This window comes from Streptomyces sp. NPDC020965, from assembly GCF_044333555.1.
GTDB lineage: Bacteria > Actinomycetota > Actinomycetes > Streptomycetales > Streptomycetaceae > Streptomyces.
The window spans coordinates 246,746-271,239 of sequence record NZ_JBIRRE010000010.1; the positions used below are offsets into that span (position 1 = coordinate 246,746).

The 24,494-nt window shown below is 69.9% G+C and carries 22 protein-coding genes and 1 tRNA gene; 12 read left to right on the forward strand and 11 right to left on the reverse strand.

Going from position 1 to position 24,494, the window contains the following annotated elements; translation table 11 throughout:
- The first annotated feature begins 23 nt into the window (after positions 1 to 23).
- The 4 genes from eno (at position 24) to ACH4S7_RS28275 (ending at position 3,766) form a co-directional block, all read left to right on the forward strand.
- Positions 24 to 1,310 carry a phosphopyruvate hydratase gene (eno, locus tag ACH4S7_RS28260; RefSeq protein WP_398524135.1) on the forward strand — a complete coding sequence of 429 codons (1,287 nt, stop codon included), beginning with the start codon at positions 24 to 26 and terminating at the stop codon, positions 1,308 to 1,310.
- 278 nt (positions 1,311 to 1,588) lie between these two features.
- A complete protein-coding gene (locus tag ACH4S7_RS28265) occupies positions 1,589 to 2,059 on the forward strand; it encodes a septum formation initiator family protein (RefSeq protein WP_398524136.1) in 471 nt (156 codons plus the stop codon).
- Positions 2,060 to 2,239: 180 nt separating this feature from the next.
- A complete protein-coding gene (locus ACH4S7_RS28270; RefSeq protein ID WP_398524137.1) occupies positions 2,240 to 2,779 on the forward strand; it encodes a DUF501 domain-containing protein in 540 nt (179 codons plus the stop codon).
- Positions 2,780 to 2,839: 60 nt separating this feature from the next.
- Entirely contained in the window at positions 2,840 to 3,766 is a 927-nt protein-coding gene (locus ACH4S7_RS28275) for an exopolyphosphatase (protein ID WP_398524138.1), read from the forward strand.
- A 27-nt stretch (positions 3,767 to 3,793) separates the two neighbouring features.
- Here the strand turns inward: ACH4S7_RS28275 and ACH4S7_RS28280 are convergent, their stop codons facing one another.
- Complete coding sequence (locus ACH4S7_RS28280) at positions 3,794 to 4,063, reverse strand: type II toxin-antitoxin system RelE/ParE family toxin (protein ID WP_398524139.1); 270 nt, start codon at positions 4,061 to 4,063, stop codon at positions 3,794 to 3,796.
- Positions 4,060 to 4,341, reverse strand: coding sequence for a type II toxin-antitoxin system Phd/YefM family antitoxin (locus tag ACH4S7_RS28285; RefSeq protein ID WP_398524140.1), 282 nt, complete (start codon positions 4,339 to 4,341; stop codon positions 4,060 to 4,062). Before ACH4S7_RS28285 ends, ACH4S7_RS28280 begins: the two co-directional genes overlap by 4 nt.
- A 462-nt stretch (positions 4,342 to 4,803) precedes the next feature.
- On the opposite strand from ACH4S7_RS28285, the gene ACH4S7_RS28290 reads away from it, so the two are divergent.
- Positions 4,804 to 6,189: an NAD(P)/FAD-dependent oxidoreductase gene (locus ACH4S7_RS28290; protein WP_398524141.1), complete on the forward strand. Its 1,386-nt coding sequence runs from the start codon at positions 4,804 to 4,806 to the stop codon at positions 6,187 to 6,189.
- 488 nt (positions 6,190 to 6,677) lie between these two features.
- Complete coding sequence (locus tag ACH4S7_RS28295) at positions 6,678 to 7,955, forward strand: class I SAM-dependent methyltransferase (RefSeq protein ID WP_398524142.1); 1,278 nt, start codon at positions 6,678 to 6,680, stop codon at positions 7,953 to 7,955.
- A gap of 195 nt (positions 7,956 to 8,150) precedes the next feature.
- Here ACH4S7_RS28295 and ACH4S7_RS28300 read toward each other — a convergent pair whose 3' ends face one another.
- On the reverse strand, positions 8,151 to 10,703 hold the full coding sequence (locus ACH4S7_RS28300) for an ABC transporter permease (protein WP_398524143.1): 2,553 nt from the start codon (positions 10,701 to 10,703) through the stop codon (positions 8,151 to 8,153).
- 64 nt (positions 10,704 to 10,767) lie between these two features.
- Entirely contained in the window at positions 10,768 to 11,538 is a 771-nt protein-coding gene (locus tag ACH4S7_RS28305; protein WP_398524144.1) for an ABC transporter ATP-binding protein, read from the reverse strand.
- Positions 11,539 to 11,978: 440 nt separating this feature from the next.
- On the opposite strand from ACH4S7_RS28305, the gene ACH4S7_RS28310 reads away from it, so the two are divergent.
- Positions 11,979 to 12,061 (forward strand) — tRNA-Leu (locus ACH4S7_RS28310).
- A 370-nt stretch (positions 12,062 to 12,431) separates the two neighbouring features.
- Positions 12,432 to 13,316 (forward strand): Bax inhibitor-1/YccA family protein, encoded by an 885-nt coding sequence (locus ACH4S7_RS28315; protein WP_398524145.1) that lies wholly within the window; start codon positions 12,432 to 12,434, stop codon positions 13,314 to 13,316.
- A gap of 203 nt (positions 13,317 to 13,519) precedes the next feature.
- Here the strand turns inward: ACH4S7_RS28315 and ACH4S7_RS28320 are convergent, their stop codons facing one another.
- Positions 13,520 to 13,750, reverse strand: a complete 231-nt coding sequence (locus tag ACH4S7_RS28320) for a DUF4287 domain-containing protein (RefSeq protein ID WP_398524146.1) — start codon at positions 13,748 to 13,750, stop codon at positions 13,520 to 13,522.
- A 99-nt stretch (positions 13,751 to 13,849) separates the two neighbouring features.
- Here ACH4S7_RS28320 and ACH4S7_RS28325 point away from each other — a divergent pair, with 99 nt between their 5' ends.
- Positions 13,850 to 14,176 (forward strand): hypothetical protein, encoded by a 327-nt coding sequence (locus ACH4S7_RS28325; protein ID WP_398524147.1) that lies wholly within the window; start codon positions 13,850 to 13,852, stop codon positions 14,174 to 14,176.
- Between the two features lie 76 nt (positions 14,177 to 14,252).
- Here the strand turns inward: ACH4S7_RS28325 and ACH4S7_RS28330 are convergent, their stop codons facing one another.
- The 3 genes from ACH4S7_RS28330 to ACH4S7_RS28340 form a co-directional block, all read right to left on the reverse strand.
- Positions 14,253 to 15,113: a hypothetical protein gene (locus tag ACH4S7_RS28330; RefSeq protein ID WP_398524260.1), complete on the reverse strand. Its 861-nt coding sequence runs from the start codon at positions 15,111 to 15,113 to the stop codon at positions 14,253 to 14,255.
- Positions 15,114 to 15,370: 257 nt separating this feature from the next.
- Positions 15,371 to 16,591: an acetyl-CoA C-acetyltransferase gene (locus ACH4S7_RS28335; protein ID WP_398524148.1), complete on the reverse strand. Its 1,221-nt coding sequence runs from the start codon at positions 16,589 to 16,591 to the stop codon at positions 15,371 to 15,373.
- A gap of 281 nt (positions 16,592 to 16,872) precedes the next feature.
- The gene (locus tag ACH4S7_RS28340) at positions 16,873 to 17,862 is read right to left on the reverse strand and encodes an SGNH/GDSL hydrolase family protein (protein WP_398524261.1); all 990 of its coding nucleotides are present in this window, start codon (positions 17,860 to 17,862) and stop codon (positions 16,873 to 16,875) included.
- A gap of 127 nt (positions 17,863 to 17,989) precedes the next feature.
- Between ACH4S7_RS28340 and ACH4S7_RS28345 the strand changes: the two genes are divergently transcribed.
- A complete protein-coding gene (locus ACH4S7_RS28345; protein ID WP_398524149.1) occupies positions 17,990 to 19,390 on the forward strand; it encodes a cystathionine beta-synthase in 1,401 nt (466 codons plus the stop codon).
- Positions 19,391 to 19,605: 215 nt separating this feature from the next.
- Here the strand turns inward: ACH4S7_RS28345 and ACH4S7_RS28350 are convergent, their stop codons facing one another.
- The 3 genes from ACH4S7_RS28350 to ACH4S7_RS28360 form a co-directional block, all read right to left on the reverse strand.
- Positions 19,606 to 20,409, reverse strand: a complete 804-nt coding sequence (locus tag ACH4S7_RS28350; protein ID WP_398524150.1) for a phosphotransferase — start codon at positions 20,407 to 20,409, stop codon at positions 19,606 to 19,608.
- A 171-nt stretch (positions 20,410 to 20,580) separates the two neighbouring features.
- Positions 20,581 to 21,240 carry a hypothetical protein gene (locus ACH4S7_RS28355; protein WP_398524151.1) on the reverse strand — a complete coding sequence of 220 codons (660 nt, stop codon included), beginning with the start codon at positions 21,238 to 21,240 and terminating at the stop codon, positions 20,581 to 20,583.
- Positions 21,237 to 21,437: a hypothetical protein gene (locus tag ACH4S7_RS28360; RefSeq protein WP_398524152.1), complete on the reverse strand. Its 201-nt coding sequence runs from the start codon at positions 21,435 to 21,437 to the stop codon at positions 21,237 to 21,239. Before ACH4S7_RS28360 ends, ACH4S7_RS28355 begins: the two co-directional genes overlap by 4 nt.
- 307 nt (positions 21,438 to 21,744) lie before the next feature.
- Here ACH4S7_RS28360 and ACH4S7_RS28365 point away from each other — a divergent pair, with 307 nt between their 5' ends.
- The gene (locus ACH4S7_RS28365) at positions 21,745 to 23,082 is read left to right on the forward strand and encodes a tetratricopeptide repeat protein (protein WP_398524262.1); all 1,338 of its coding nucleotides are present in this window, start codon (positions 21,745 to 21,747) and stop codon (positions 23,080 to 23,082) included.
- Positions 23,083 to 23,248: 166 nt separating this feature from the next.
- Positions 23,249 to 24,124: an aminoglycoside phosphotransferase gene (locus ACH4S7_RS28370; protein WP_398524153.1), complete on the forward strand. Its 876-nt coding sequence runs from the start codon at positions 23,249 to 23,251 to the stop codon at positions 24,122 to 24,124.
- Positions 24,125 to 24,494: the final 370 nt, after the last annotated feature.

Here is a 24,494-nt window from a genome sequence, read left to right on the forward strand (position 1 = left end):
CAAGCGTCACATCCCAGAAGGAGATGCTAGTGCCGTCCATCGACGTCGTCGTAGCCCGGGAAATCCTGGACTCCCGAGGCAACCCCACGGTCGAGGTCGAGGTTGGCCTCGACGACGGCAGCACGGGTCGTGCTGCAGTTCCGTCCGGCGCCTCCACCGGTGCGTTCGAAGCCCTTGAGCTCCGCGACGGTGACCCGAACCGCTACCAGGGCAAGGGCGTCGAGAAGGCCGTCCTCGCCGTCATCGAGCAGATCGGCCCGGAGCTCGTCGGCTATGACGCCACCGAGCAGCGGCTGATCGACCAGGCGATGTTCGACCTGGACGCCACCCCGGACAAGTCCTCGCTCGGCGCCAACGCCATCCTCGGCGTCTCCCTCGCCGTGGCGCACGCCGCGTCCGAGGCGTCCGACCTGCCGCTCTTCCGCTACCTGGGCGGCCCGAACGCGCACCTGCTGCCCGTTCCGATGATGAACATCCTGAACGGCGGCTCGCACGCCGACTCCAACGTGGACATCCAGGAGTTCATGATCGCGCCCATCGGCGCCGAATCCTTCTCCGAGGCGCTGCGCTGGGGCACCGAGGTCTACCACACCCTCAAGAAGGTGCTGAAGCAGAAGGGCCTCTCCACCGGCCTCGGCGACGAGGGCGGCTTCGCGCCGAACCTCGACTCCAACCGCGCCGCGCTCGACCTGATCCTTGAGGCCATCAAGGAGGCCGGTTACGTCCCCGGCAAGGACATCGCGCTCGCGCTCGACGTCGCCGCCTCCGAGTTCTACAAGGACGGCTCGTACAACTTCGAGGGCAAGTCCCTCTCCGCCGCCGAGCTGACCGAGTACTACGAGGAGCTGGTCGCGGCCTACCCGCTGGTCTCCATCGAGGACCCGCTCTTCGAGGACGACTGGGCCGGCTGGAAGGTCCTCACCGACAAGCTGGGCGCCAAGGTCCAGATCGTCGGCGACGACCTCTTCGTCACCAACCCGGAGCGCCTGGCCCGCGGCATCGACGAGGGCTCGGCCAACGCCCTGCTCGTCAAGGTCAACCAGATCGGTTCGCTGACCGAGACCCTCGACGCGGTCGAGCTGGCCCAGCGCAGCGGCTTCAAGTGCATGATGTCCCACCGCTCCGGTGAGACCGAGGACGTCACCATCGCGGACCTCGCCGTCGCCACCAACTGCGGTCAGATCAAGACCGGCGCCCCGGCGCGCTCGGAGCGCGTCGCCAAGTACAACCAGCTGCTGCGCATCGAGGAGATCCTCGACGACGCCGCGGTGTACGCCGGGCGCAGCGCGTTCCCCCGCTTCAAGGGCTGATCCGCACGGGTTGATCCGCGAGCGCTGATCCGCAAGGGCTGATCCACCGGGGTTGATCCGCAAGGGTTGATCCACAGGGCCGGACCCGCACGGACCGATCGCCGGGTCCTCCCGGCCGGCCGGTCTCCCACGGCGGTCGAGCGACGCACCTCCCGACGGTTGATCAAGGTCAGCCGCCGGGGGGTGCGCAGCCAGTCGTCCGGACGTCCTCGGCCACGGTCCCGTACCGTGTCCGGGGACGTCCGTACGTGGGTACGGGGGAAGGGAGGCGGGACGACATGGCCGCGAAGGACCGTGACCGGTTCTCCACCGCGACCAGGTTGCGGCTGCTCGGCGAGCAGACCGCCGCCCGTGTCTACCGCTCCCAGACCCGGCGCCAGGCCCGCCGCTCCCGGCTGACCGGCCGGGCGGCCTTCCTCGCGCTGGTCCTCTGTTCGCTGATCGTCGCCCTCGCGTACCCCATGCGGCAGTACGTGTCCCAGCGCGGCGACATGGCCGAACAGCGCGGCCGGATGGCCGAGGCGGAACGGCAGGTCGAACGCCTCCGGGACGAGAAGGCGCGGCTCCAGGACGATATGTACATCCGGCGACTGGCCCGGGAGCACCTGCACTACGTGCTGCCGGGGGAGACCGGATACACGATGATCGACCCGGAGGTCGAGGAGGACCGGCGCGCGCAGGACGGCGCGGCCGACCGCCCCTGGTACTCGAACGTCTGGGAAGGCGTCGACCACGCGGACCGCCGCTGACCTCCGCTCCGTACACCCCGCCCGCACCCCCCGGCGGCGGACCGCGGTGACATGCGGCCCCACGGCGGGCGACCCCGGCCCAGCGGCACGACAAGCCCAGCGGCACGACAGTTCAGCAGTACAACAGTTCAGCACCACCCAGCACAGCAGCGACACAGAATCGTCAGAGCCAAGGTAGGCATGGAAACCCCTCCTCCCCACACCGATCCCACCGAGCCCACGGACGCGGACATCGCGGCGTTCCGGGAACAGCTCGGCAGGCCCCCGCGCGGACTCCGCGCCATCGCGCACCGCTGCCCCTGCGGGCAGCCCGATGTCGTCGAGACGGCCCCCCGGCTGCCCGACGGCACGCCCTTCCCGACCCTGTACTACCTGACGTGCCCGCGTGCGGCCTCCGCGATCGGCACGCTGGAGGCGAACGGGGTCATGAAGGAGATGTCGGAGCGGCTGGCGGCCGATCCGGAGCTGGCGGCGGCGTACCGGCGGGCGCACGAGGACTACATCGCGCGCCGGGACGATATCGAGGTGCTCCAGGGGTTCCCGAGCGCTGGCGGGATGCCGGACCGGGTGAAGTGTCTGCACGTCCTGGTGGGGCACTCGCTGGCAGCGGGCCCCGGGGTCAATCCGCTCGGGGACGAGGCCATCGCGATGCTGCCGGAGTGGTGGCGGAAGGGCCCGTGCGTCACCCCGTGCGAGCAGCCGGCCGAAGCCCGATCCTGAAGACCGGGACCCGTCCCACCCGGCCAGATCCGTCAGACGCGCCCTGAGGAGTACCCACAAATGACCCGCGTCGCCGCGATCGACTGCGGCACCAACTCGATCCGGCTGCTCGTCGCCGACGCCGACCCGGCCACCGGGACCCTGGTCGACCTCGACCGCCGGATGACCATCGTCCGGCTCGGCCAGGGCGTGGACCGCACCGGCCGGCTCGCGCCGGAGGCCCTGGAGCGCACGTTCGCCGCCTGCCGCGAGTACGCCGCCGTTATCAAGGAGCTGGGTGCGGAGCGGCTGCGCTTCGTCGCGACCTCCGCATCCCGAGACGCCGAGAACCGGGACGACTTCACGCGGGGCGTGTTCGAGATCCTCGGGGTCGAGCCCGAGGTGATCAGCGGCGACCAGGAGGCCGAGTTCTCGTTCACCGGTGCCACCAAGGAGCTGCCGGGTCACGAGGAGCGGCTGGTCGTCGACATCGGCGGCGGGTCGACGGAGTTCGTCATCGGGCGGGCGGGCGTCGAGGCGGCCCGTTCCGTGGACATCGGCTGTGTGCGTCTCACCGAGCGCCATATCCGGAGCGATCCGCCCACCGCCGCCGAGGTCGCCGCCGTCCGGGCGGACATCGAGGCGGCGCTCGACCTCGCGGAGCGGACCGTCCCCCTGCGCGACGCCGGCATGCTCGTCGGCCTCGCCGGCTCGGTGACCACCGTCGCCGGGGTGGCGCTCGGCCTCGCCGCGTACGACTCCCGGGCGATCCACCAGTCCCGGATCGCGTACGAGAAGGTCGCGGAGATCACCCGGACGCTGCTGGAGTCCACCCATGACCAGCGTGCGGCGATCCCGGTGATGCATCCGGGGCGGGTGGATGTGATCGGCGCCGGGGCGCTGATACTGCTGGCCGTCATGGAGCGGTGCGGGGCGTCGGAAGTGGTCGTCAGCGAGCACGACATCCTCGACGGGATCGCCTGGCATACGGCACTCAACGGCGGGTGATGCTCCCCGTGCCCGCCGCTCAGCCTCTTAGAGGTTGCGGTAGACGTCGCGCCGGTCGCCGACCTTGATGACGAGGATGATGAGTTCGCCGTCCTCGACCTGATAGGCGACCCGGTAATTGCCGACCCGGAGCCGGTAGAGCCCCGAGGGGCCCGTGAGCTTCTTGACGTCGGCGTCCTCGCGGTACGGATCGTCGCCGAGCGCGGTCAGCGCGGCCAGGATGCGCATGGCGGCGGGCCGATCGACAGCCCGAAGCTGCCGTTGTGCCGCTGTGGTGAACCGGAACGCGTACTTCATGCCGCATCTTCGGTGGCTGCGGTGGGCTCGGCGAACAGGTCCGCCAGTAGTTCGGCCATGGTCACGGTGGAGCCACCCTCGGCCAGTACTGCTTCCGCCTCCCGGGCCAGGAGTACGTCGGCGGCCTCTTCCAGCGCGTCGAAGTCCGCGATCGGCACGACGGCCGCGACCGGCACGCCGTTGCGCGTGATCACTGTCGGTCTTCCCTGCTCGGCATGGTTGATGTGGTCCGCCAGGTGTGCGCGGGCTTCCCGTACGGTCACCGTGTTCTCAGCCATACGGGCAGTGTACGCGCCAACGTGTACACATGGCGGTGCGCAGGGCGGTGAGGGGGCGTCGCCGAGGTGGCTCCCGGGCGGGAGCGGCCTGGTCGGTGGCCTGACCACCGATCGCGGGAAGGCCCCCGGAACGAACTTCGTGAAGTTCTTCACAAGGAAAAGCGCCCTGATGGGCGTTGTGGGGGGCCGAAAGGCCCGCACCCGGGGGCCGTTGGGCCCCGGAGGGGGGCTTTCGCGCCGGGCGGGGCTGCTGGCGGACGGTCGGGCGGGGGCGGTGGTCCACCCGGAAAGCTGACCGAAGGGCCTGCTCACAGGGGGTTTCCAACGTGTGCGCCAGGGTGGTGGTTCCCTCTGTTGACCATGACCTCCGTCACGCGGGCGGCGCAGTGTAGCAGAGGTGACTCCACTCCTTGTGAAGGGGCTCACGAGCACCCCTTATCAGGGGGGTGGATACTCGATGGCATGAGCACCACGGAGCGTCCCAGGATCCTCGTAGTAGGCGGTGGATACGTTGGCCTGTACGCGGCGCGCCGCATTCTGAAGAAGATGCGGTACGGCGAAGCGACCGTCACGGTCGTCGACCCGCGCTCGTACATGACGTATCAGCCCTTCCTCCCCGAAGCCGCCGCCGGCAGCATCTCGCCGCGGCACGTCGTCGTCCCGCTGCGCCGCGTCCTGCCCAAGGCCGAGGTGCTCACCGGGCGGGTCACCACCATCGACCAGGACCGCAAGGTCGCGACCGTCTCCCCGCTGGTCGGCGAGGCGTACGAGCTGCCCTTCGACTACCTGGTGGTCGCGCTCGGCGCGGTCTCCCGGACCTTCCCGATCCCCGGCCTCGCCGAGCAGGGCATCGGCATGAAGGGCATCGAAGAGGCCATCGGCCTCCGGAACCATGTGCTCGAACAGCTCGACAAGGCCGACTCCACGACCGACGAGGAGGTCCGCCGCAAGGCGTTGACCTTCGTCTTCGTGGGTGGTGGCTTCGCCGGTGCCGAGACCATCGGCGAGGTGGAGGACCTGGCCAGGGACGCGGCCAAGTACTACCGGAACGTGAAGCGCGAGGACATGCGCTTCATCCTGGTCGACGCCGCCGACAAGATCCTCCCCGAGGTGGGCCCGAAGCTCGGCGCCTACGGCAAGGAGCACCTGGAGAGCCGCGGTGTCGAGATCTACCTCTCGACGTCGATGGACTCCTGCGTCGACGGCCATGTGGTGCTGAAGAACGGCCTGGAGGTCGACTCCAGCACGATCGTGTGGACGGCCGGCGTGAAGCCGAACCCGGCGCTGGCGCGCTACGGTCTGCCGCTCGGCCCCCGCGGCCACGTCGACACCGGCACCACGCTCCAGGTCCAGGGCACCGACTACATCTGGGCCGCGGGCGACAACGCCCAGGTCCCGGACGTCGCGGCGCGCAAGGCCGGCGTCGAGAACGCCTGGTGCCCGCCGAACGCCCAGCACGCGCTGCGGCAGTCCAAGGTCCTCGGCGACAACGTCATCTCCGGGATGCGCGGCTTCCCGCAGAAGGAGTACAGCCACGCCAACAAGGGCGCCGTGGCCGGACTCGGTCTGCACAAGGGCGTCGCGATGATCGTCGTCGGCAAGATGAAGATCAAGCTGCGCGGCCGGCTGGCCTGGTACATGCACCGTGGCTACCACGGCATGGCGATGCCGACGTGGAACCGGAAGATCCGGGTCTTCGCGGACTGGACGCTCCAGATGTTCCTCAAGCGCGAGGTCGTCTCCCTCGGCGCGATGGAGACCCCGCGCGAGGAGTTCTACGAGGCCGCGAAGCCCACTCCGGCCGCCGCGGTCACCGCGCCGGCGCCGGAGAAGGCGAAGGCATCCTGACCCGGCCGCCCCGTCCCGGCGTCCAACGCCTCAGCGACTGATCGAAGGGCCGCCCGCCATCCGTGGTGCGGGCGGCCCTTCGCCATGCCCGGCCGCGGCCAGCGCGACGGCCCCTCGCCCGGCCGCAGTCCGCTGTGGCACCGCCCGCGCGACGGCCCCCGCCCGGCTGGAGGTGATGCTCCTCGGGCCCCGTACGCCCGGATGCGGTGGCCAGGGCCCGCCCGGCCGGAGGTGATGCTCCCCGGGCCCCGTACGCCCGGATGCGGTGTTCCCGGCCGGTCGCCCCGCCCGTGCCTGCCGTCCCCTTCCCGCGCCCACCGGTACTCCTCCGCGCCCACCGGTACTCCTCCCTACCACCGCCGTGCGAGGGGCTCCCCGGACTATTCCGTGCGTGATCACGCTCTTTCGGGAAGCACCCACAGTGCTCGATGTGTTCTCCGGAACACGAGCAAGCCGTCTGCGGGAACACCCTCACGGAGGTACGCGCCATGGCCGAAGCCGCTCCGCGGTTGTCCGCCCTCGTCCACGATCTGTTCGGGACCCCCCTCCCCGTCCGCCTCCGGGCCTGGGACGGCTCCGAGGCCGGACCGCCGGACGGGCCGGTGCTCGTCCTGCGGAACCGGCGGGGGCTGCGGCGGCTGCTGTGGCGGCCGGGCGAGCTGGGCCTGGCCCGGGGCTGGGTGGCCGGGGACCTCGATGTCGAGGGCGATCTCTTCACCGTGCTCGACCGCCTCTCCGGGTTCATCTGGGAGCGCGACACCCCGCACCGCTCCCTCCGCGACCCGAGCCTCCGCACCGCAGCGGCGACCCTGCTCGCGCTCGGCGGGCCGCTGCCCCCACCGCCCCCGCCCCCCGAGGAGGTCCGCGGCCGTACCGGGGGCTCGCACACCAGGGTCCGCGACCGGCGGGCCATCAGCCACCACTACGACGTCGGCAACCCGTTCTACGAACTGGTCCTCGGGCCGTCCATGGTCTACTCCTGCGCCTATTGGGACGAGGGGGGCTCCCTGGAGGAGGCCCAGCGCGCCAAGCTCGATCTGGTCTGCCGCAAGCTCGGCCTCACCGAGGGCCAGCGACTCCTCGACGTCGGCTGCGGCTGGGGCTCGCTGGCCATGCACGCCGCGCGGGAGTACGGGGTCCGGGCCACCGGCATCACCCTCTCCCGTGAGCAGGCCGCCTACGCCCGCAAACGCATCGCCGAGGCCGGGCTCACCGACCGGATCGAGATCCGCGTTCAGGACTACCGGGACGTCAGGGACGGTCCGTACGACGCCATCTCCTCCATCGGCATGGCGGAACACGTCGGCACGGTCCGCTACCAGGAGTACGCGCGACAGCTCTACACCCTGCTCGCCCCCGGCGGCCGGCTGCTCAACCATCAGATCGCCCGCCGTCCGGAGCGGAACGAGTCCCGCTACCGGGTCGACCAGTTCATCGACCGCTACGTCTTCCCGGACGGCGAGCTGTCCCCCCTCGGCCGTACGGTCACCACGCTGGAGGGGGCGGGCTTCGAGGTGCGGGACGTGGAGTCCATCCGTGAGCACTACGCCCTGACCCTGCGCCGCTGGGTCGCCAATCTGGAGGAGGGCTGGGACGACGCGGTACGCCTCACCTCGCCGGGGCGGGCCCGGGTCTGGCGGCTCTATATGGCCGCATCCGCGGTGTCCTTCGAGCGGAACCGGATCGGGGTCAACCAGATCCTCGCGGTACGGACGCCCGAGGGCGGGGCGTCGGGGCTGCCGCTGCGCACCCGTACCTGGAACTGACCCCGTAACCGTCCCGTACCGGCGACACCGGCGACACCGGCAACATCGGCGACCGGACCGGCGACCGGACCCGTCCCGCCTACCGGCGACCGAAGCCAAACCCGGAACCGGCGCTCTGGCTACACATACACACGGCGGGGCCCCGCGACACGAATCGGTCGCGGGGCCCCGCCGTACGCTCCGGGCGGCGGCCGGCTACTCGGTCTTGATCGCCGTCAGCATGTTCAGCCGGGCGGCGCTGCGGGCCGGCCACATGGCGGCCAGTACGCCCACCACACCCGCCAGCAGCAGGAAGAGACCGATCCGGCCCCACGGCACGACCAGGGCGTAGTCCGGGATGCTGCTCTTGATCGTCTCGCCGATCGCCCAGGCCAGGAAGGAGCCGAGCACCACACCGATCACCGCGCCGAAGAGCGAGATCACCACCGCCTCCAGGCGGATCATGCGCTTGACCCGGGCCCGGTCCAGACCGATCGCCCGCAACATGCCGATCTCCTGCTGACGCTCGAAGACGGACATCGCGAGGGTGTTGACGACGCCGAGGACCGCGATGACCAGGGCCATGGCCAGCAGGCCGTACATGATGTTCAACATCGTGTTGATCATGCCCGCGGTGGAGTCCCGCAGCTCCTGCTTGTCCATGATGTTCATGCCGGGGTTGTTGCCCAGCGAGTCCACCAGTGCCTGCTCGTTGGCCGAGGTCTCGCCGCCGTCCATGGCGACCCAGATCTCACGGATGTCCGGAGTGGTGTCGTACGGAGCGGTGAGCTTGTCCGAGACGATGACCGGCGAGAGGAACTCGTTCTCCTCGTAGATCGCGCCGATCGTCAGCGGCTTCTGCACCGCCGATGCGTCGGCGCCGTTCTTCTTGAAGCCCACCGGCAGGGTGTCACCGGTCCGCCAGCCCTCGTCCTTCGCCGTCTTCTCACCGACGGCGATCTGGCCGTCGGCGAGCGTGTCCAGGGAACCGGAGAGGACCTTCAGCGAGAAGACCTTCGAGACGTCCTCGGCGTTGACCGCGGAGGCCGCGTGGGTCTCGTCCTTGATGTCCAGCAGGAACGCCTGCTGCGGCGAGATCCCCTCGACGCCCTTGGCCTTCTCCAGCGCGGCGAGTGCGGAGGCGTCCATGGTGTCGCCGCTGGCCATCGTCACGACGTAGTCGGCGCGGACGTTGTCCGTGGTCATCTTGTCGATGGCCTGGCCGAGCGTGACACCGATGACGGTGAGGCCGGTGACCAGGGTCAGACCGATCGCCAGCGCGGAGGCGGTGGCTCCGGTACGGCGCGGATTACGGACCGAGTTCTGCCCGGCCAGCTTGCCCGCGACCCCGAACAGCCGGTTCAGCAGCGGCTGGACCAGGGCGATCACCGGACGGGCGAGCAGCGGGATCAGCACGATGATGCCGATCAGCGCCAGGAAGGCGCCGGCCCCGATCAGCATCCGGCCGTCGCCGCCGCCGGACGCGGCGCCGCCGAGGATGGCCCCCGCACCGGCCAGGGTGATGACTCCGCCGACGATGTTCCGGATCAGCAGGGACTTGCCGGAGGCCGCCAGATGGACACTGCTCATCGCCGCGACCGGCGCGATCCGCGCGGCCCGACGGGCGGGCAGCCAGGCGGCGAGCACGGTGATCAGCACACCGACACCGAGCGCGGAGAGGATCGCGACGGGCGAGATGACCAGCGGCCCGGCGGGCATCTTCGCCCCGAACGAACCCACCGCGCTGCGCAGCCCGACCGCGAGGCCCAGGCCCAGGACGAAGCCGACGACCGACGCGAGCGCGCCGACCACCAGGGCCTCCAGGATCACCGAGCGCTTGACCTGACGGCGGGAGGCGCCGACGGCGCGCAGCAGCGCCAGCTCCCTGGTGCGCTGGGCGACCAGCATGGTGAAGGTGTTGGCGATCAGGAAGATGCCGACGAAGAGGGCGATGGCCGCGAAGGCGAGCAGCATGGTGTTCAGGTGGTTGAGGCCGGACTCGATGTCCTTGGCCTGCTGGTCGGCCAGCTCCTTGCCGGTCTGCGCCTCGGCGCCCTTCGGCAGCAGCGCCTTGACGTCGGCGAGCAGCTTGTCGTCGGAGACCCCGGAGGCGGCGGCGACATTGATCTCGTTGAAGAAACCGGGCTTCAGGTAGAGCTGCTGCGCGACGGGGGTGTCGAACAGGATCAGGCTGCCGCCCGCGTTGACCGCGCCGTCCTCGGTGGTGAAGACGCCGGAGAGGGTGAACTCCTTCACCGGCCCGTTGGTCGAGACCCGGACGGGGTCGCCGACCGCGTACTTCCCCTTCTTGGCGGTGGCCTCGTCCAGGGCGACCTGGGTGGGCTGCACCGGGCCCGCACCGCTGGTGAAGTCGTACGCGTCGTCCCGGCCGTCCTTGCCGGGGGAGAAGTTCGCCCCGGTGTTGGTCCAGCCGCTGCCGATCAGCTTGCCCTTCTGGTCGGCCACTCCGGCGAACCCGGAGACCCGCCCGGTGGCCTCGTCGACGCCCTTGAGGCCCTTGATGCCGGCCAGGGTCGAGGCCGGGAGGCCGTCGTCGGACTCGCCGGCGCCACTGTCACTGGTGGGGCTGGAGACCACGACGGCGGTGTTGTCGAAGCTCTTGGCCGTCTGATTGCGGAAGGCGTTGCCGAGGGTGTCGGTGAAGACCAGGGTGCCGGACACGAAGGCCACGCCGAGCATCACGGCGAGCACGGTCATCAGCAGCCTGGCTTTGTGCGCGAGCACATTGCGCAGCGCGGTACGGAACATGTCTGTCAGTCCTGTGGTGGGAGCCGGAAGTCGGGAGGGCGCCGGGTGGTGGGCCGGCCGTGGGTCAGCTGGTCCGGCCCTTGGCGTCGAACGCCTTCATCCGGTCGAGGACGCCGTCCGCGGAGGGGTGCAGCATCTCGTCGACGATCCGGCCGTCGGCGAGGAAGATCACCCGGTCGGCGTAGGAGGCGGCGACCGGATCGTGGGTGACCATCACCACGGTCTGGCCCAGCTCGCGGACGGAGTTGCGGAGGAAGCCGAGGACCTCGGCGCCGGAGCGCGAGTCCAGATTTCCGGTGGGCTCGTCACCGAAGATGATGTCCGGCTGGGAGGCGAGCGCGCGGGAGACCGCGACGCGCTGCTGCTGGCCGCCGGAGAGCTGGGTGGGGCGGTGACTGAGCCGGTCGCGCAGTCCGACCATGTCGATGACGGTGTCCAGCCACTGCTTGTCGGGCTTCCGGCCGGCGATGTCCATCGGGAGCGTGATGTTCTCCAGCGCGGTCAGCGTCGGGAGCAGGTTGAACGCCTGGAAGATGAAGCCGATCTTGTCCCGGCGGAGCTGGGTGAGCTGCTTGTCCTTGAGGGAGCCCAGCTCGGTCTCGCCGATGCGGACGGAGCCGGAGCTGAAGGTGTCGAGCCCGGCGACGCAGTGCATCAGGGTGGACTTGCCGGACCCCGAGGGGCCCATGATCGCGGTGAACTCGGCCTGCCGGAAGTCGACGGAGACCCGGTCCAGGGCGACCACCTGGGTCTCGCCCTGTCCGTACACCTTGGACAGATCCGTGGCGCGGGCGGCCACGGCGGTGGCGCGGTGTGCGAGGGGCGTGGTGGTCACGAGGAGGCACTCCTGTCCGGTGGGACGAGCTGTGGGGACGATCTGGGGACGAGTCCCATCCTGTCCCGCGCTCGGCCGCCGATCGTCAGACCGGGTGCCCGTTCCGGGGGCCCTCTCTGGTCGCACCGCCCCGCCCGATCATCCTCCTTTGGTATGACGGTGCCCCTGACGGCGTATGGGTGGTGGCGGAGCCGTGCCGGGTGTGGGGAGGGGGCTGTCCGGGGGGTGGGACGGGGGAGCGTTCGGGGCGTCGAGTTTCCGTCAAATCAGTCGCCGGCGCGGTGGGGCCGACCCTGCCGGGAGACGGGCTGTCGCATGGTGTTTCACCTGGGCTGACGCACCCTCAAGCAGCAATAAAATAAGACAACATCGGGCCACTGGCCGCCAAGGCGGATGGATCTGCCCGGATAGGCTCACGTGCTTACACGGAGCCACATCTGGCCCGGATGGTGGAATGCAGACACGGCGAGCTTAAACCTCGCTGGCCTTCATGGCCGTGCCGGTTCGAGTCCGGCTCCGGGCACTCTCTGTAGCCCGACGACCGACCCAGAGTAGTTGAATGCTTGACCGCTGCTGCATGCAATGATCTCACCCGATGCGGCTCGTGCCCAGACCTGAATGCGTAGCGGGTCCATTACTCGCCGCCTATGGGGTGACCTCTCTTCCACTCCCCTCCTCTCCTTCTCCTCTTCGTCGCTGCGTCGCGCGTTGTTGTGGCGCGCGTCGTTGTGGCGCGCGTCACCCGGAGCGGGTGGTCCGGCCCCGACTGCCCCCTGGGCGGCAGGGTCTGGAGGTCACAATCCGGAAAGATCCTCCCCGAGCACTAGGGTGTGTCGTTTGCTCCCGCATTACTCTTGACGCAAGGCCGCGCAAGGTGGCCACTGAGGAGTGAGATGAGGAGCAGTAACCCGGTCTTCTCGCGACGGGGGTTCAGCCGTGACAACGGCTATGCGGGCTTCAACGCGCAGCCGCAGGCCGGGGGCCCCGTCGTAGGAACCAACCCCTACGCCCAGGGCACCGGCAACCCGTACGCGACCAACCCGTACGCACCGGCCGATACGCAGACCGGCACGGGCCAGCCGGCACCCGCCCGCGCCGTGATGACGATCGACGACGTCGTCTCGCGCACCGCGATGACGCTCGGCACGGTCGTTGTCACCGCCGTGCTCTCCTGGGTCCTGCTGCCCGTCGACAAGGACAACATCGGCACGTCCTACGGCATCGCGATCGGCGCGGCCCTGGTGGCCATGGTCCTGTCGCTGATCCAGGCGTTCAAGAGCAAGCCGGTCCCGGCGCTGATCCTGTCGTACGCCGCGTTCGAGGGCGTCTTCCTCGGCGTGATCTCCAGCGCGGTCAGCACCTACGTCAGTGCCGGTGTGGTCCCGCAGGCGGTGATGGGCACCATGGCGGTCTTCGCCGGTGTCCTGATCGCGTACAAGATGCGCTGGATCCGCGTCAACCGTCGCTTCTTCGGCTTCGTCATGGCCGCCGCGATGGGCTTCATGCTGCTGATGGCGGTCAACCTGCTGTTCGCCGTCTTCGGCGGCGGTGACGGCCTCGGCTTCCGCAGCGGTGGCCTCGGCATCCTGTTCGGCGTGATCGGCATCATCCTGGGTGCTTGCTTCCTCGCCCTCGACTTCAAGCAGGTCGAGGACGGACTCACCTACGGCGCTCCGCGCGAGGAGTCCTGGCTGGCGGCCTTCGGCCTCACCCTGACCCTGGTGTGGATCTACCTGGAGATGCTGCGTGTCCTGTCGATCCTCCAGGGGAACGACTGACCCGCGGCCGACCCGGCTGACACCGAGTGAACGAAGGGCCCGCAGGCTTACCGCCTGCGGGCCCTTCGGTGTCGTGGGGACGGGGCTCGTGGGGACAGGGGCAGTCGGGAACCCGGGTGGGGTCTTCGAAGTCCCGTCCGTCCGCCCGCGGTGCGGTGGACGACACTCCTTCGAAGACGACTCTCGACTTCGAGGACGGCCTTCTAGAGCAGCTTGCGCGCCGCTCGCCGCAGGTCGTACTCGTGGATGATCGCCTTGGCGTGTCCGTATGCGAGGTTGTGTTCGCTCCGGAGCCAGCTCACCTTCTCCTCGAAACGGAAGAGGGACGGGCCTTCCTCGACGGCGCGGAGCCAGTCGGAGATCTCACGACCGGTGCAATGGGGGATGCGGGAGAGCAGATTGCGGTGGGTCTCTTCGGAGAAGACTGGGGACATCGGCGCCTCCGGACGCGTTGCGCGTGTGCTCCTTCACGCCACCGTGCCCGAGGGTTCGCGTATTGGCAACACTCCCGGGGGAGTGCGTAGGGTCGGCGTGTGCTGGATACGACAGAGCTGACCCATACCGTGAACCGCTTCGCCGACCGGCTGCGAGCCGCCCCGCAGAGCCGCCTCCAGCGCGGTGCGGCGGCGGAGGCGCTGGGGCTGGCCAGGGAGTTGGCACTGCGTGCCCAGCGCGTCGAGGCGCCCGACCGAGAACCGATGATCATGCCCGACGCGGGTGTGTTCGTCGTCGCCGACCAGCTCATGGTGGCCGGAACCGATCTGGTGGAAGCGCTGAGAACGGCCCCGTCCCCGCGGGCGGCGGAGCTGGACGAGGCCGTGGAACTGGTACGTACGGCGGCGGAGCGCGCGTTTCGCTAGACCGGCGCACGCGGGCTCGAACACCGGCCGGCCCCGGGCGCGCGGTGGGCTCTCGGCTCGTCCCGCTCGCCGGGGATCAGAGCGAGGTGATGACCCGGTCCGCGAGGATGTAGACCGTGTCGTCGCCGCAGGCGAAGGTCAGCGCGTACGCCCCCGAGATGCTGGAGCCGCCCAGCAGGACCGGTGTGTCACCGGTGCGCAGCGCGTCCGCCAGCCGCTCGGCGGTCTCGCGGTGGCCGGGCGTCATACAGAGCGTCGTCCCGTCGGCGAAGACGTAGACGTCGAGCGTGCCGAGCGGCCCCGGCCGTACGTCGGCCAGCTCGGTGCGGGCCGCGGCCAGCTCCTCCAGCCGGGACACCGTGTGCTCGTGGTCGGTCACCATCGGGGTCTGCACCGGGATGAAGTCCGGGTGCGAGGGGTGCCGGCGGCGGGCCGCGGCCAGTTCGGGGGAGTCCTCGGCGTACTCGGTCACCTCGGCGAGGTCCACCAGGTCCACCAGATCGTCCAGGGCGTCGACCGCCTCCAGGTCCATCGCCTCCAGGCCCGCGAAGTCGGCCTGGCGCGGCACGTAGAAGGGCAGCTCGTCGCCGGGGGCGCCCAGACCGCCCAGCAGCGGTCCCGCGGCCTCGCCACCGAGGCGGGCGGGGGTGTCGGCGGCGTCGCGGGACTCCTGCGCGGCCCAGAAGGCGCGCGCCTCGGCGAGTTCCCGCTCCCGCTCCTCGGCGAGGGCCTCGGCGACGGCGGCGCGTATCTCGGCGGCCGGTGTGGGGCGGGCGCCCGGCACCTGGACGGTCGGGCCCTGCGCGGCGTGGACATGGGCGTGGGACAGCTCGACGCGGAGTGCCGTGACCTGCCGACGGAGCCCGTGGGCGGCGTGCAGGGCGGCGGCGCCCACGGCCGTCGCGGCGGCGGTGGTCAGCAGCAGGGCAAGAGACATGGCGCTCACTGACGTACTCCCGGTTTCATCGACACCCCCGACTTCCTACATCAGCTTGCGGGGGATGCGCGCCCCCCGTCAGTGCATAACGTCATGAAACGGACAGGACTTTTGGCCCGGTGTTTACCAGGATGTGGGATTGACCGGGTTTGACCTGGGGAAACGTCACTCCCCCAGGGGGTAGGTCACATCCTGGGGGAGTTTCGGTCACGACTTGGGTTCCGGGGGCCCCGGGGGCCTCTGGGCGCCCCGGGGAATCAGCTCAGCCGCTCCAGCACCATGGCCATGCCCTGGCCACCGCCGACGCACATGGTCTCCAGCGCGAACTGCTTGTCGTGGAACTGGAGGCTGTTGATGAGCGTCCCGGTGATCCGCGCGCCGGTCATGCCGTACGGGTGGCCCACCGCGATGGCGCCGCCGTTGACGTTCAGCTTGTCGAGGTCGATGCCGAGGTCCCGGTAGGAGGGGATGACCTGCGCGGCGAACGCCTCGTTGATCTCGACCAGGTCGATGTCGTCGATGGTCAGCCCCGCGCGGGAGAGCGCCTGCCGGGACGCCTCGACCGGTCCGTAACCCATGATCTCCGGCGAGAGCCCGGAGACGCCGGTGGAGACGATCCGGGCGAGCGGGGTGAGGCCCAGCTCGGCGGCCTTGGTGTCACTCATGATCACCAACGCGGCGGCGCCGTCGTTGAGGGGGCAGCAGTTGCCCGCGGTGATCAGACCATCGGGGCGGAAGACGGGCTTCAGCCCCTCGACGCCCTCCAGGGTCACACCCGCGCGCGGGCCGTCGTCCTGGCTGACGACCGTGCCGTCCGGGGTGGTGACCGGGGTGATCTCCCGCTCCCAGAAGCCGTTCCGGATGGCGGCCTCGGCGAGATTCTGCGAACGGACGCCGAACTCGTCCATCTCGCGGCGGGTGACGCCCTTCAGTCGGGCGAGATTCTCCGCGGTCTGCCCCATCGCGATGTACGCGTCGGGCAGCAGGCCGTCCTCGCGGGGGTCGTGCCAGGAGTCCGCACCACCCTCGGCGACCTTGGCGGTACGGGCCTGGGCCTCGGCGAAGACCGGGTTCTGCGTATCGGGCTGACCGTCGGACGAGCCCTTGGCGAAGCGGGACACCATCTCGACGCCCGCCGAGATGAAGACGTCACCCTCACCGGCCTTGATGGCGTGCATCGCCATCCGGGAGGTCTGGAGCGACGATGAACAGTAGCGGGTGATCGTGCAGCCCGGAAGGTGGTCCATCCCCATCTGCACGGCCACGATCCGCCCGAGATTGTGCCCCTGTTCCCCGCCGGGGAGACCGCAGCCGAGCATCAGATCGTCGATGTCCCGGGGGTCGAGCCCGGGGACCTTGGCGAGAGCGGCCTGGATGATGGTCGCGGTCAGATCGTCGGCACGCAGCTCCTTGAGGGAGCCCTTGAAGGCCCGGCCGATGGGGGAGCGGGCGGCGGAAACGATGACTGCTTCGGGCATCGGGGGCTCCATGGGGCGCGAGGGTGTGGGCTCGTGGGGGAAGTTACCTGGAGGTAGGAGCGGGGTCACGGGGTGCGGGGTGTGACACGGACCTCAATTCTAAGCGAGCGCTCACTTTTCGGCTGGAGTGCGCCCGTGCCGGGGGGCATGGAACTCCCCGCGGACGTCGAATCCGGGGGTGGACCGCACGACTGCCCCGGCCCCGGCCCCGGCCCCGGCCCCGGGCCGAGGCCCTGAAGCCCTCGCCCCGGCGCCAAGGACATCAGCACGCCCGGCCACGGCTACGGCGACGGCGTCCGGGTGGGCGACGGGGCCGGGTGGTGAGGATCGGGGAGGCGCCGGCGACGGCGGTGCTTGAGGAGGGCCCAGGGGGCTCGGGCGCCCGTCACCTCGGTGCCCGCCTCGTGGGCCGCCGTGGCCGCCGCCTTCGCGACCGGCAACATGCCCTCGTCCCGCGCCGCCTCCGGGCGGTCCGACTCCGGCCACACCCCCAGTGCCGCGCAGACCGTCGGCAACATCGCCATCGCCGCCGTCGCGTACCCCTCAGCCGACGGGTGGTAGTTGTCCGCCCCGAACATCTCCCTCGGGTTCGCCGCGAACTCCGGGCCCAGCAGATCGCCGAGCGACACCGTCCGGCCGCCCTGTTCCACCGCCACGATCGTCTGCGCCGCCGCGAGCTGCCGGGAGACCCTGCGGGCCAGCCAGCGCAGCGGCTGGTAGACCGGCTCGATGGTGCCCAGGTCCGGGCAGGTGCCCACCACCACCTCCGCACCGGCCGTCCGCAGCCTGCGCACCGCCGACGCCAGATGCCGCACGGACTGGGTGGGCGGCATCCGGTGCGTGACATCGTTGGCACCGATCATGATCACGCAGACCTCCGGGCGGCGTGAGGCGTCCGCGAGCAGCAGGGTGACCTGACGGTCCAGGTCGTCCGACTGCGCCCCCGGCAGCGCCACATTGCACACCTCCACCGGTCGCTCGGCGACGGCCGCGAGCCCGGAGGCCAGCAGCGCGCCCGGTGTCTGGCCCGCCCTCCGTACGCCCTGCCCCGCCGCCGTGGAGTCCCCCAACATGCCGAGGAGCAACGGATCGACGCGGCCGAAGGCCAGTCCGTACAGCCCGTCGCCCCGGGGTGGCAGCGGTGCGACGCTCCCGCCGACCGAGCGCTTCGCCAACTGGACCTCCGCGAGCACCAGCCCCACGGTCGCCGCCCCGAGCAGGCCGATGCTTCCGCCGCCATAGGCCGCGCCCGCCGCGATGCGTCGTGCCACTCTCGCCCTCGACACGTTCGGCTCTCCTCTCCGTCATGAGCTAACTGCCCCGTGGCCGAGGTCGCCCAATCCCGTCCCGCTCCGCATACTCTGGCCGCATTCACTACGGAGATCCCGGAGAGACACTGTGCGTATCCATGACTCGATGATCAGTCTTGTCGGCAATACCCCGCTGGTCAGGCTGAACAGCGTCACCGCCGGCATCCAAGCGACGGTCCTGGCCAAGGTCGAGTACTTCAACCCGGGCGGCTCGGTCAAGGACCGCATCGCCGTACGCATGATCGAGGCGGCCGAGGAGAGCGGGGCGCTGGTCCCCGGCGGCACCATCGTGGAGCCGACCAGTGGCAACACCGGTGTGGGGCTGGCGATCGTGGCGCAGCAGAAGGGCTACAAGTGCGTCTTCGTCTGCCCGGACAAGGTCTCCACGGACAAGATCAATGTGCTTCGGGCGTACGGTGCCGAGGTCGTGGTCTGCCCCACCGCCGTGGATCCGGAGCACCCCGACTCGTACTACAACGTCTCGGACCGGCTCGTCCGGGAGATCCCCGACGCCTGGAAGCCGGACCAGTACAGCAACGCGAACAATCCGCGTTCGCACTACGAGACCACCGGTCCCGAACTCTGGGACCAGACCGAGGGAAAGATCACCCATTTCGTCGCGGGTGTGGGCACCGGCGGCACGATCTCCGGCACCGGGCGCTATCTGAAGGAAGTGAGCGACGGCGCGGTACGGGTCGTCGGCGCCGACCCGGAGGGCTCGGTCTACAGCGGGGGCTCCGGCCGCCCGTATCTGGTCGAGGGCGTCGGTGAGGACTTCTGGCCCACCGCCTACGACCGGACCGTCACGGACGAGATCGTCGCCGTGTCGGACAAGGACTCGTTTCAAATGACCCGGCGGCTCGCCAAGGAGGAGGGCCTCCTCGTCGGCGGCTCCTGCGGTATGGCGGTCGTGGCGGCGCTGCGGGTGGCCGAGGGCCTCGGGCCCGACGACGTGGTGGTCGTCCTGCTCCCGGACAGCGGACGCGGCTACCTCTCCAAAATCTTCAACGACGAGTGGATGGCGGACTACGGCTTCCTGGAGGAGGCCGGCCCCTCCGCGTCCGTCGGCGATGTGCTGCGCCACAAGGAGGGCGGCCGGATTCCCAGCCTGGTGCACATGCACCCGGAGGAGACCGTCGGCGAGGCGATCGAGGTGCTGCGGGAGTACGGGGTCTCGCAGATGCCCATCGTGAAGCCGGGCGCCGGGCACCCCGATGTGATGGCGGCCGAGGTGATCGGTTCGGTCGTGGAGCGGGAACTGCTGGGCGCCCTCTACACGGAGCGCGCCTCGCTGCACGACCCGCTGGAGAAGCACATGAGCTCCCCGCTGCCGCAGGTGGGCTCGGGCGAGCCGGTCGCCGATCTGATGACCGTGCTCGGCGACACGAGCGCTGCGGCGGACGCGGCGATCGTGCTGGTCGAGGGCAAGCCGATGGGTGTGGTGAGCCGCCAGGACCTGCTCTCCTTCCTCGCGCGCGACGCGAAGTAGCGGGGCATACGGGGTCGGGTCGCGGCGGATCGCTTCACCAGGGCATCAAGGGGCTCCCTCCGGTTGGAGGGGGCCTCTTCCGTTTCGGCGATCACGGTCTCGCCCCTCCCTGCGGGCCTGGGGAGAGGCGGCGCGAGCGTCCGGTGGCGCGGACTGCTGGAGGGGGCTGACGCCGAGCCGGACGGTGCACCCCGCGTGGGCGATCCCTTGAGACGTCAGGTGCTTCGTATGGCGTTCAGCAACTGGTGGAAGCACTCGTTGGAGGCTGCCGCGTCTGTTTCACCCATGTGGTCGGTCCACCGGCGACAGGTCACGGCCACGAACGCTTCGACCGCTCGTGGATCAGCCCGCTGCCATGGTGGGAACCCGGACAACCAGGCCAGTGCGTCCGTGGGGGAGTGTCCGTACTGCATCATCCACACCGCCGCGTAGGCGGGGTCGACCCAGGACGGTCCCATGACGGGCATGGCCCAGTCGATGATGTACGCCGTTCCGTCGTGGTGTCCGATCAGGATGTTGTGCGGATTGGTGTCCGTGTGGAGCAGATGACCCCCGGCCAGCTTCTCGGCCTCACCCGGCTTCAGATATGCGGTGAACCGCTCCCAGAGCTGCGGGATCGGAAATCCAGGCGACCGGAGCCCCTCCATGCGCCGCATAGTGAGCGTCAGGGCACCCATGTCCTGCGCGCCGGGACTGTAGTCCGCGTGGCGGCCATCGATGTGTATGAACGCCAGAGCGAGCCATCCGGCCGCCTCGAAGCGGTGGCGGACGGTTGGACTGATGCCGCTGACCGTTCGATTGATCCGGTCCTCGCAGAGCAGACCCGCCATCCCCGCGTCGTCGGATGTCCGTACGCCCTTGAGGAACAGGCGCCCACTGCCCCGAGTACGCACGTCCAGCGCGAGTGAGCAGTTGAACCCGCTCGTCACGCTCTCAGATGCGCGCACTGGCCCAGTGCGCGCCTCAACCGCGTCGCGGAACTCGACCGGAAGCTCTTCCCACTCAATCCGCTCGGTCATCGGCTCTCCATTCAGTCACAGAAGGGGCACCGGGGGTAGCTGGTGCCCCTCCTGTCTCTCAGCTACCTACCTTTTGTGTGGCCGCACTTGACGCAGCGCTGCTTTCCACTCCACGGCGCCCACTTGTGCTCACACTCGCTCAGAATCCAGGGCTTCGACTTCGGATCCATTTCACACCTTCCTGTTGGGTGTAGTGCTTCTTCGGCCCGCCCCACTGGACTGAACCTCAGGGGGGCGGGGTTCCGCCCGCCCCTGCCGGGGATCACCTGCACGCGGGGGACACGCGCTTCGGCTGCCGTCCCGGCAGAGGCGGAGTCTGTGGCTCTCGCCCTTCTCGCACCGCGTGGCCGACCGCCGCATGGGAAGAAGGGCGCAGGGCGGGAGTTCGACGGACGTGAGAAGGCTTGCGGCTGCGGATATCTCCGGTTCGGGGACTGGCCGTACGGTCACGGGCCAGATCGCCAGGCGGAAGACGCCGTTGGGGCCGTCGTCCACGGTGAGGGTCAGCGGTGCGCCCCCTGTGAGCTGGTCGCGGGCGGCCCGGTCCCCCTCGATGTCGTCGGCCCAGCGACGCAGTCCTGTCGGCCCGTCAGGGCCGCTCCCCCGGTCGGGCCCGGTGACCGGCCGCGCCCAGGAGCACACTTCCGGGTCGGGGTCGAGCCGGTCCGCGATACGGCGGGCCTGCGCGCACAACCAGCGCAGTGCCAGCTTCGGGGAGATCGTCCGACAGGTGCCGAGCACCACCGCGCGGCGTTCACCAGTGCCGTAGACGGGCCCTTCGGCGATCACGTCGCAGTGGTACGCGGGCCACTCCTCGACGGAGCCGTTCACGACGGGCCGCCCCCGTCCGGCAGGCCCTCCAGCACTCGTAGGAGGGCCCGGTCGAACTCGATTCGCCGCCACCCCTCGGCCAGCTCCGCCCGCCATGCGTCGGCGAACTCGGGATCGGTCTCCAGCCGCCGTAACTCACGGCGGACGGAGCGGAGGTCACGGGCCTCGGGGGTCAGCCACGCGAAGACCCGGGTCACCACAGCCTCTGCAAGTGCGCTCGGGACTCATTGACTTCGCGGACCCGCTCCCGCAGGTCGCGGAGGAGGGGGGAGTCGTCGTCCGGGTCCGGGGGCTCCTGGGAGTCGCCCGTGGGGGTCTGCTCAGGGGGGTGATCGTCTTGCGCGTCCATCGTCAGGTACCGCCCTTCGTGGGTGATTACCCCCGGCCGGGGGATCCCTCGCTCTAGGCAACTGCTCGGCTACGCACAGCGGTACCGTTGTGGCGGCAACAGGAAATACAAGCCTTACAAAACCCTCTGCGTGGAGGAGATGACGGCCTGTGGCGATGGTGAAGCCCACGCCGAACGATCGGCTCAAGCGACTGGTCAAGGAGACCGGGGGGTCGCAGGAGCAGTTCTCAACACTGGTCAACCGACTAGGGACAGAGCGAGGCACCCCGACCACGTACACGGGCGTAGCGGTGTGCCACTGGTGCCAGGGCCATATGCCCAGGGAAGGGAACCGCGAACTGATCTTGGAAGCCCTGGCGCGGAAGTTGGGGCGGCCGATCACTCATGCGGAAGCAGGGTTTCCCCCGCCTGCGAACGGCGGCGGGGATCTCGGCACTGTGGAGGGACTCATCGACATCGGGACAGCAGACATACTCCCCGGCCGACGTGGCGTTCTCGGCGCTGCCAGCCTGTTTTCCGTTGCATTGGCAATTCCCGATTGGCCGGACGTTATAGGGCGTATGGAATCGGTGAGGTCGGGCTCGGCAATGCGATTAGGGATGCCGGATGTTGAGGTCGTCACCAAAATGACGGACCAGTTGGATGGAATGTATGACCAGTTTGGTGGTCGTACCGTTCGCCCCCTTGCGGCGTCATTCTTGGTCAACACCGTCGCGCCGTACCTTCGTGCGGATGCTTCCGAAGAGGTCCGAAATGCAATGCTGTCCGCAGCCGCCTTCTTGTGTTATCTAACCGGCTGGATGGCAGTGGACGAAGGGATCCATGGCCTTGGTCAGAGGTACTACACCAAGGGCCTTGAGCTAGCAGGGGCGAGTAACGATCATCTGACGTACTGCCACGTTCTCCGAGGGATGGCAGTACAGGCGGCGGACCTAGGGCACGGCCCTACAGCCGTGCGACTGGCCAACGCGGCCTCCGCCGCCGCCCCCAACACGGGGCCTCGGATGCGGGCCTTCATGATCGGCCAACAAGCGTACAGCTTTGCGGTAGCTGGGAATCGCAAGGACGCCTTGCGCAGTATCCGCGAAACGGAAAAGGCCATCGATATCGCCGAGAGCGGTACAGGGACTTTCGGAGGATTCAGTCCCGCGACCCTTGCTTACGCCACGTCGGAAGTCCGCTACTGGGCGGGCGATGTTGCCGGAAGTGTTGAATCCCTCAAACTGCATTTCTCGTTGAGGGATTCAACGGACTCCCGAGTATCCGAGTTGAGATTTGGCTCCAAGCTGGCCGAACAGCAACTAAGGCTCGGCCACTTGGAGGCGGCCTGTAGTACGTGGAGTCGAGTGCTTGACAACCGGGCCGGGGTCGCCTCTGGGGCAGTAGATCGACACATTGCCTCTATCGGCCCGCTCCTCCGGCCCTACCAGAAGAACGCGGCAGCGCGCCAGGTCTATGAACGCGTGACGGAGAGCGCGAGGCGAGCGGGATGAGCCGCCGTGGCCTGGTGTCCACGCTGCTCGTTATGACGGTGGTGGAAGCGAGGAAGCCGCCCCGGGGGCCCGTGACGCCGAAGCCCTCCGGGCGTCCGCGGGGGCCTGTCACGCCGGACAAGAACCCGCCGATCCCGCCGAACCCGCCCCGAGCCCGGGAAGTGGGATGACGGCTGGGCGCATCGGCTGGGCGCAGCTTCCCGCGGTGGTGTTGGACGCTGTCGGGGAGCGCCTCGGTTCGTCGTTCACCGCCCGTGACACGGAGCACTCGGCGGCGGCCGGGGTCGCCTCTCTGCTGGACCTGGAATCGGGGGGGCTCGTCTTCGTCAAGGGGCAGCGTGAGCGTGTCCCGGCCGTCGGTGTTGAACCGGAGGAGGATGACTCGTGGTGGGGCCCCGGCTGGTCGCGGGTGGACGAGCTGGATCTTGAAGAGGCGGTGAATCCGCACCTGCCCCCGAGCGCGCCACGGGCCCTGTGGCGCCTGGACGGTCACGGGTGGCATCTCCTCGCCTTCGAGGGGGTGCCTGGCCGGGACGCCGATTTCACGCCCGGCTCGCCGGACCTCGCGCCGGTCGCGGCTGTCCTGGCGGAGTTGGCGCCGCTGCCCGCGCCGTCGGGAGTGCGGTTGCCCGGCGCCTGGGACCGCTGGGGCTATTACTGCGCCGAGGGCGACCGGGAACTGCTCGCTGGGTCCGGGCTGCTGCACACCGACCCGGCCTCGACCAACGTCCTCGTGGACGACGGCGGCCGGGCCCGCCTGGTCGACTGGTCGTGGGCGTCGACCGGCCCGGCCTGGATCGACACGGCGCTGTGGGGGATGCGGCTGGTCTCCACCGGCGGGCACTCCCCCGAGCAGGCGTGGCAGTGGGCGGCCCGGGTACCGGGCTGGACGGCGGCCGACCCGAAGGCCGTGGCCGTGCTCGCGCGGGCCGAGGCACGGCGCTGGCACGACCTCGCCGCCGACCGGGTGGCCACGGCCGACTCGATCGCCGAGTCCGCCGACGCGTGGGCCACCTTCATCGCCACCCGTGGCAGGACCTGACCCGTCCCGGCCTCAGGAGGCGGGACGGACCCGCTCCCCCGCCTCGCGGGAGCGGTCGTACGACAAACCCGCTTCGCGCGATCGGTACGCGCGTGTCATCTCCACGCAGCACCCGCTTAACACGGCTCGGGCAGAGTGGTGGATGTCGGCCGGGTCCGAGCAGGGAACCCCCGGTCGGCGCCACAGTCGGCGTCCTGGACTCCGGAGCGGCTCCCGGAGCTGTGGGCGTCTTGGACGCGGCGACCGGTCCTGACCCGGAAGCGTGTCCCACGCGGGGACCGTCGTCGTCCCGACTCCCGGCCGGCGGCCGGGGGTACGGCGGTCCCCGCGTCAAACTGCCCACCGGCACGGCCGTCCCAGGGGGCCCGGA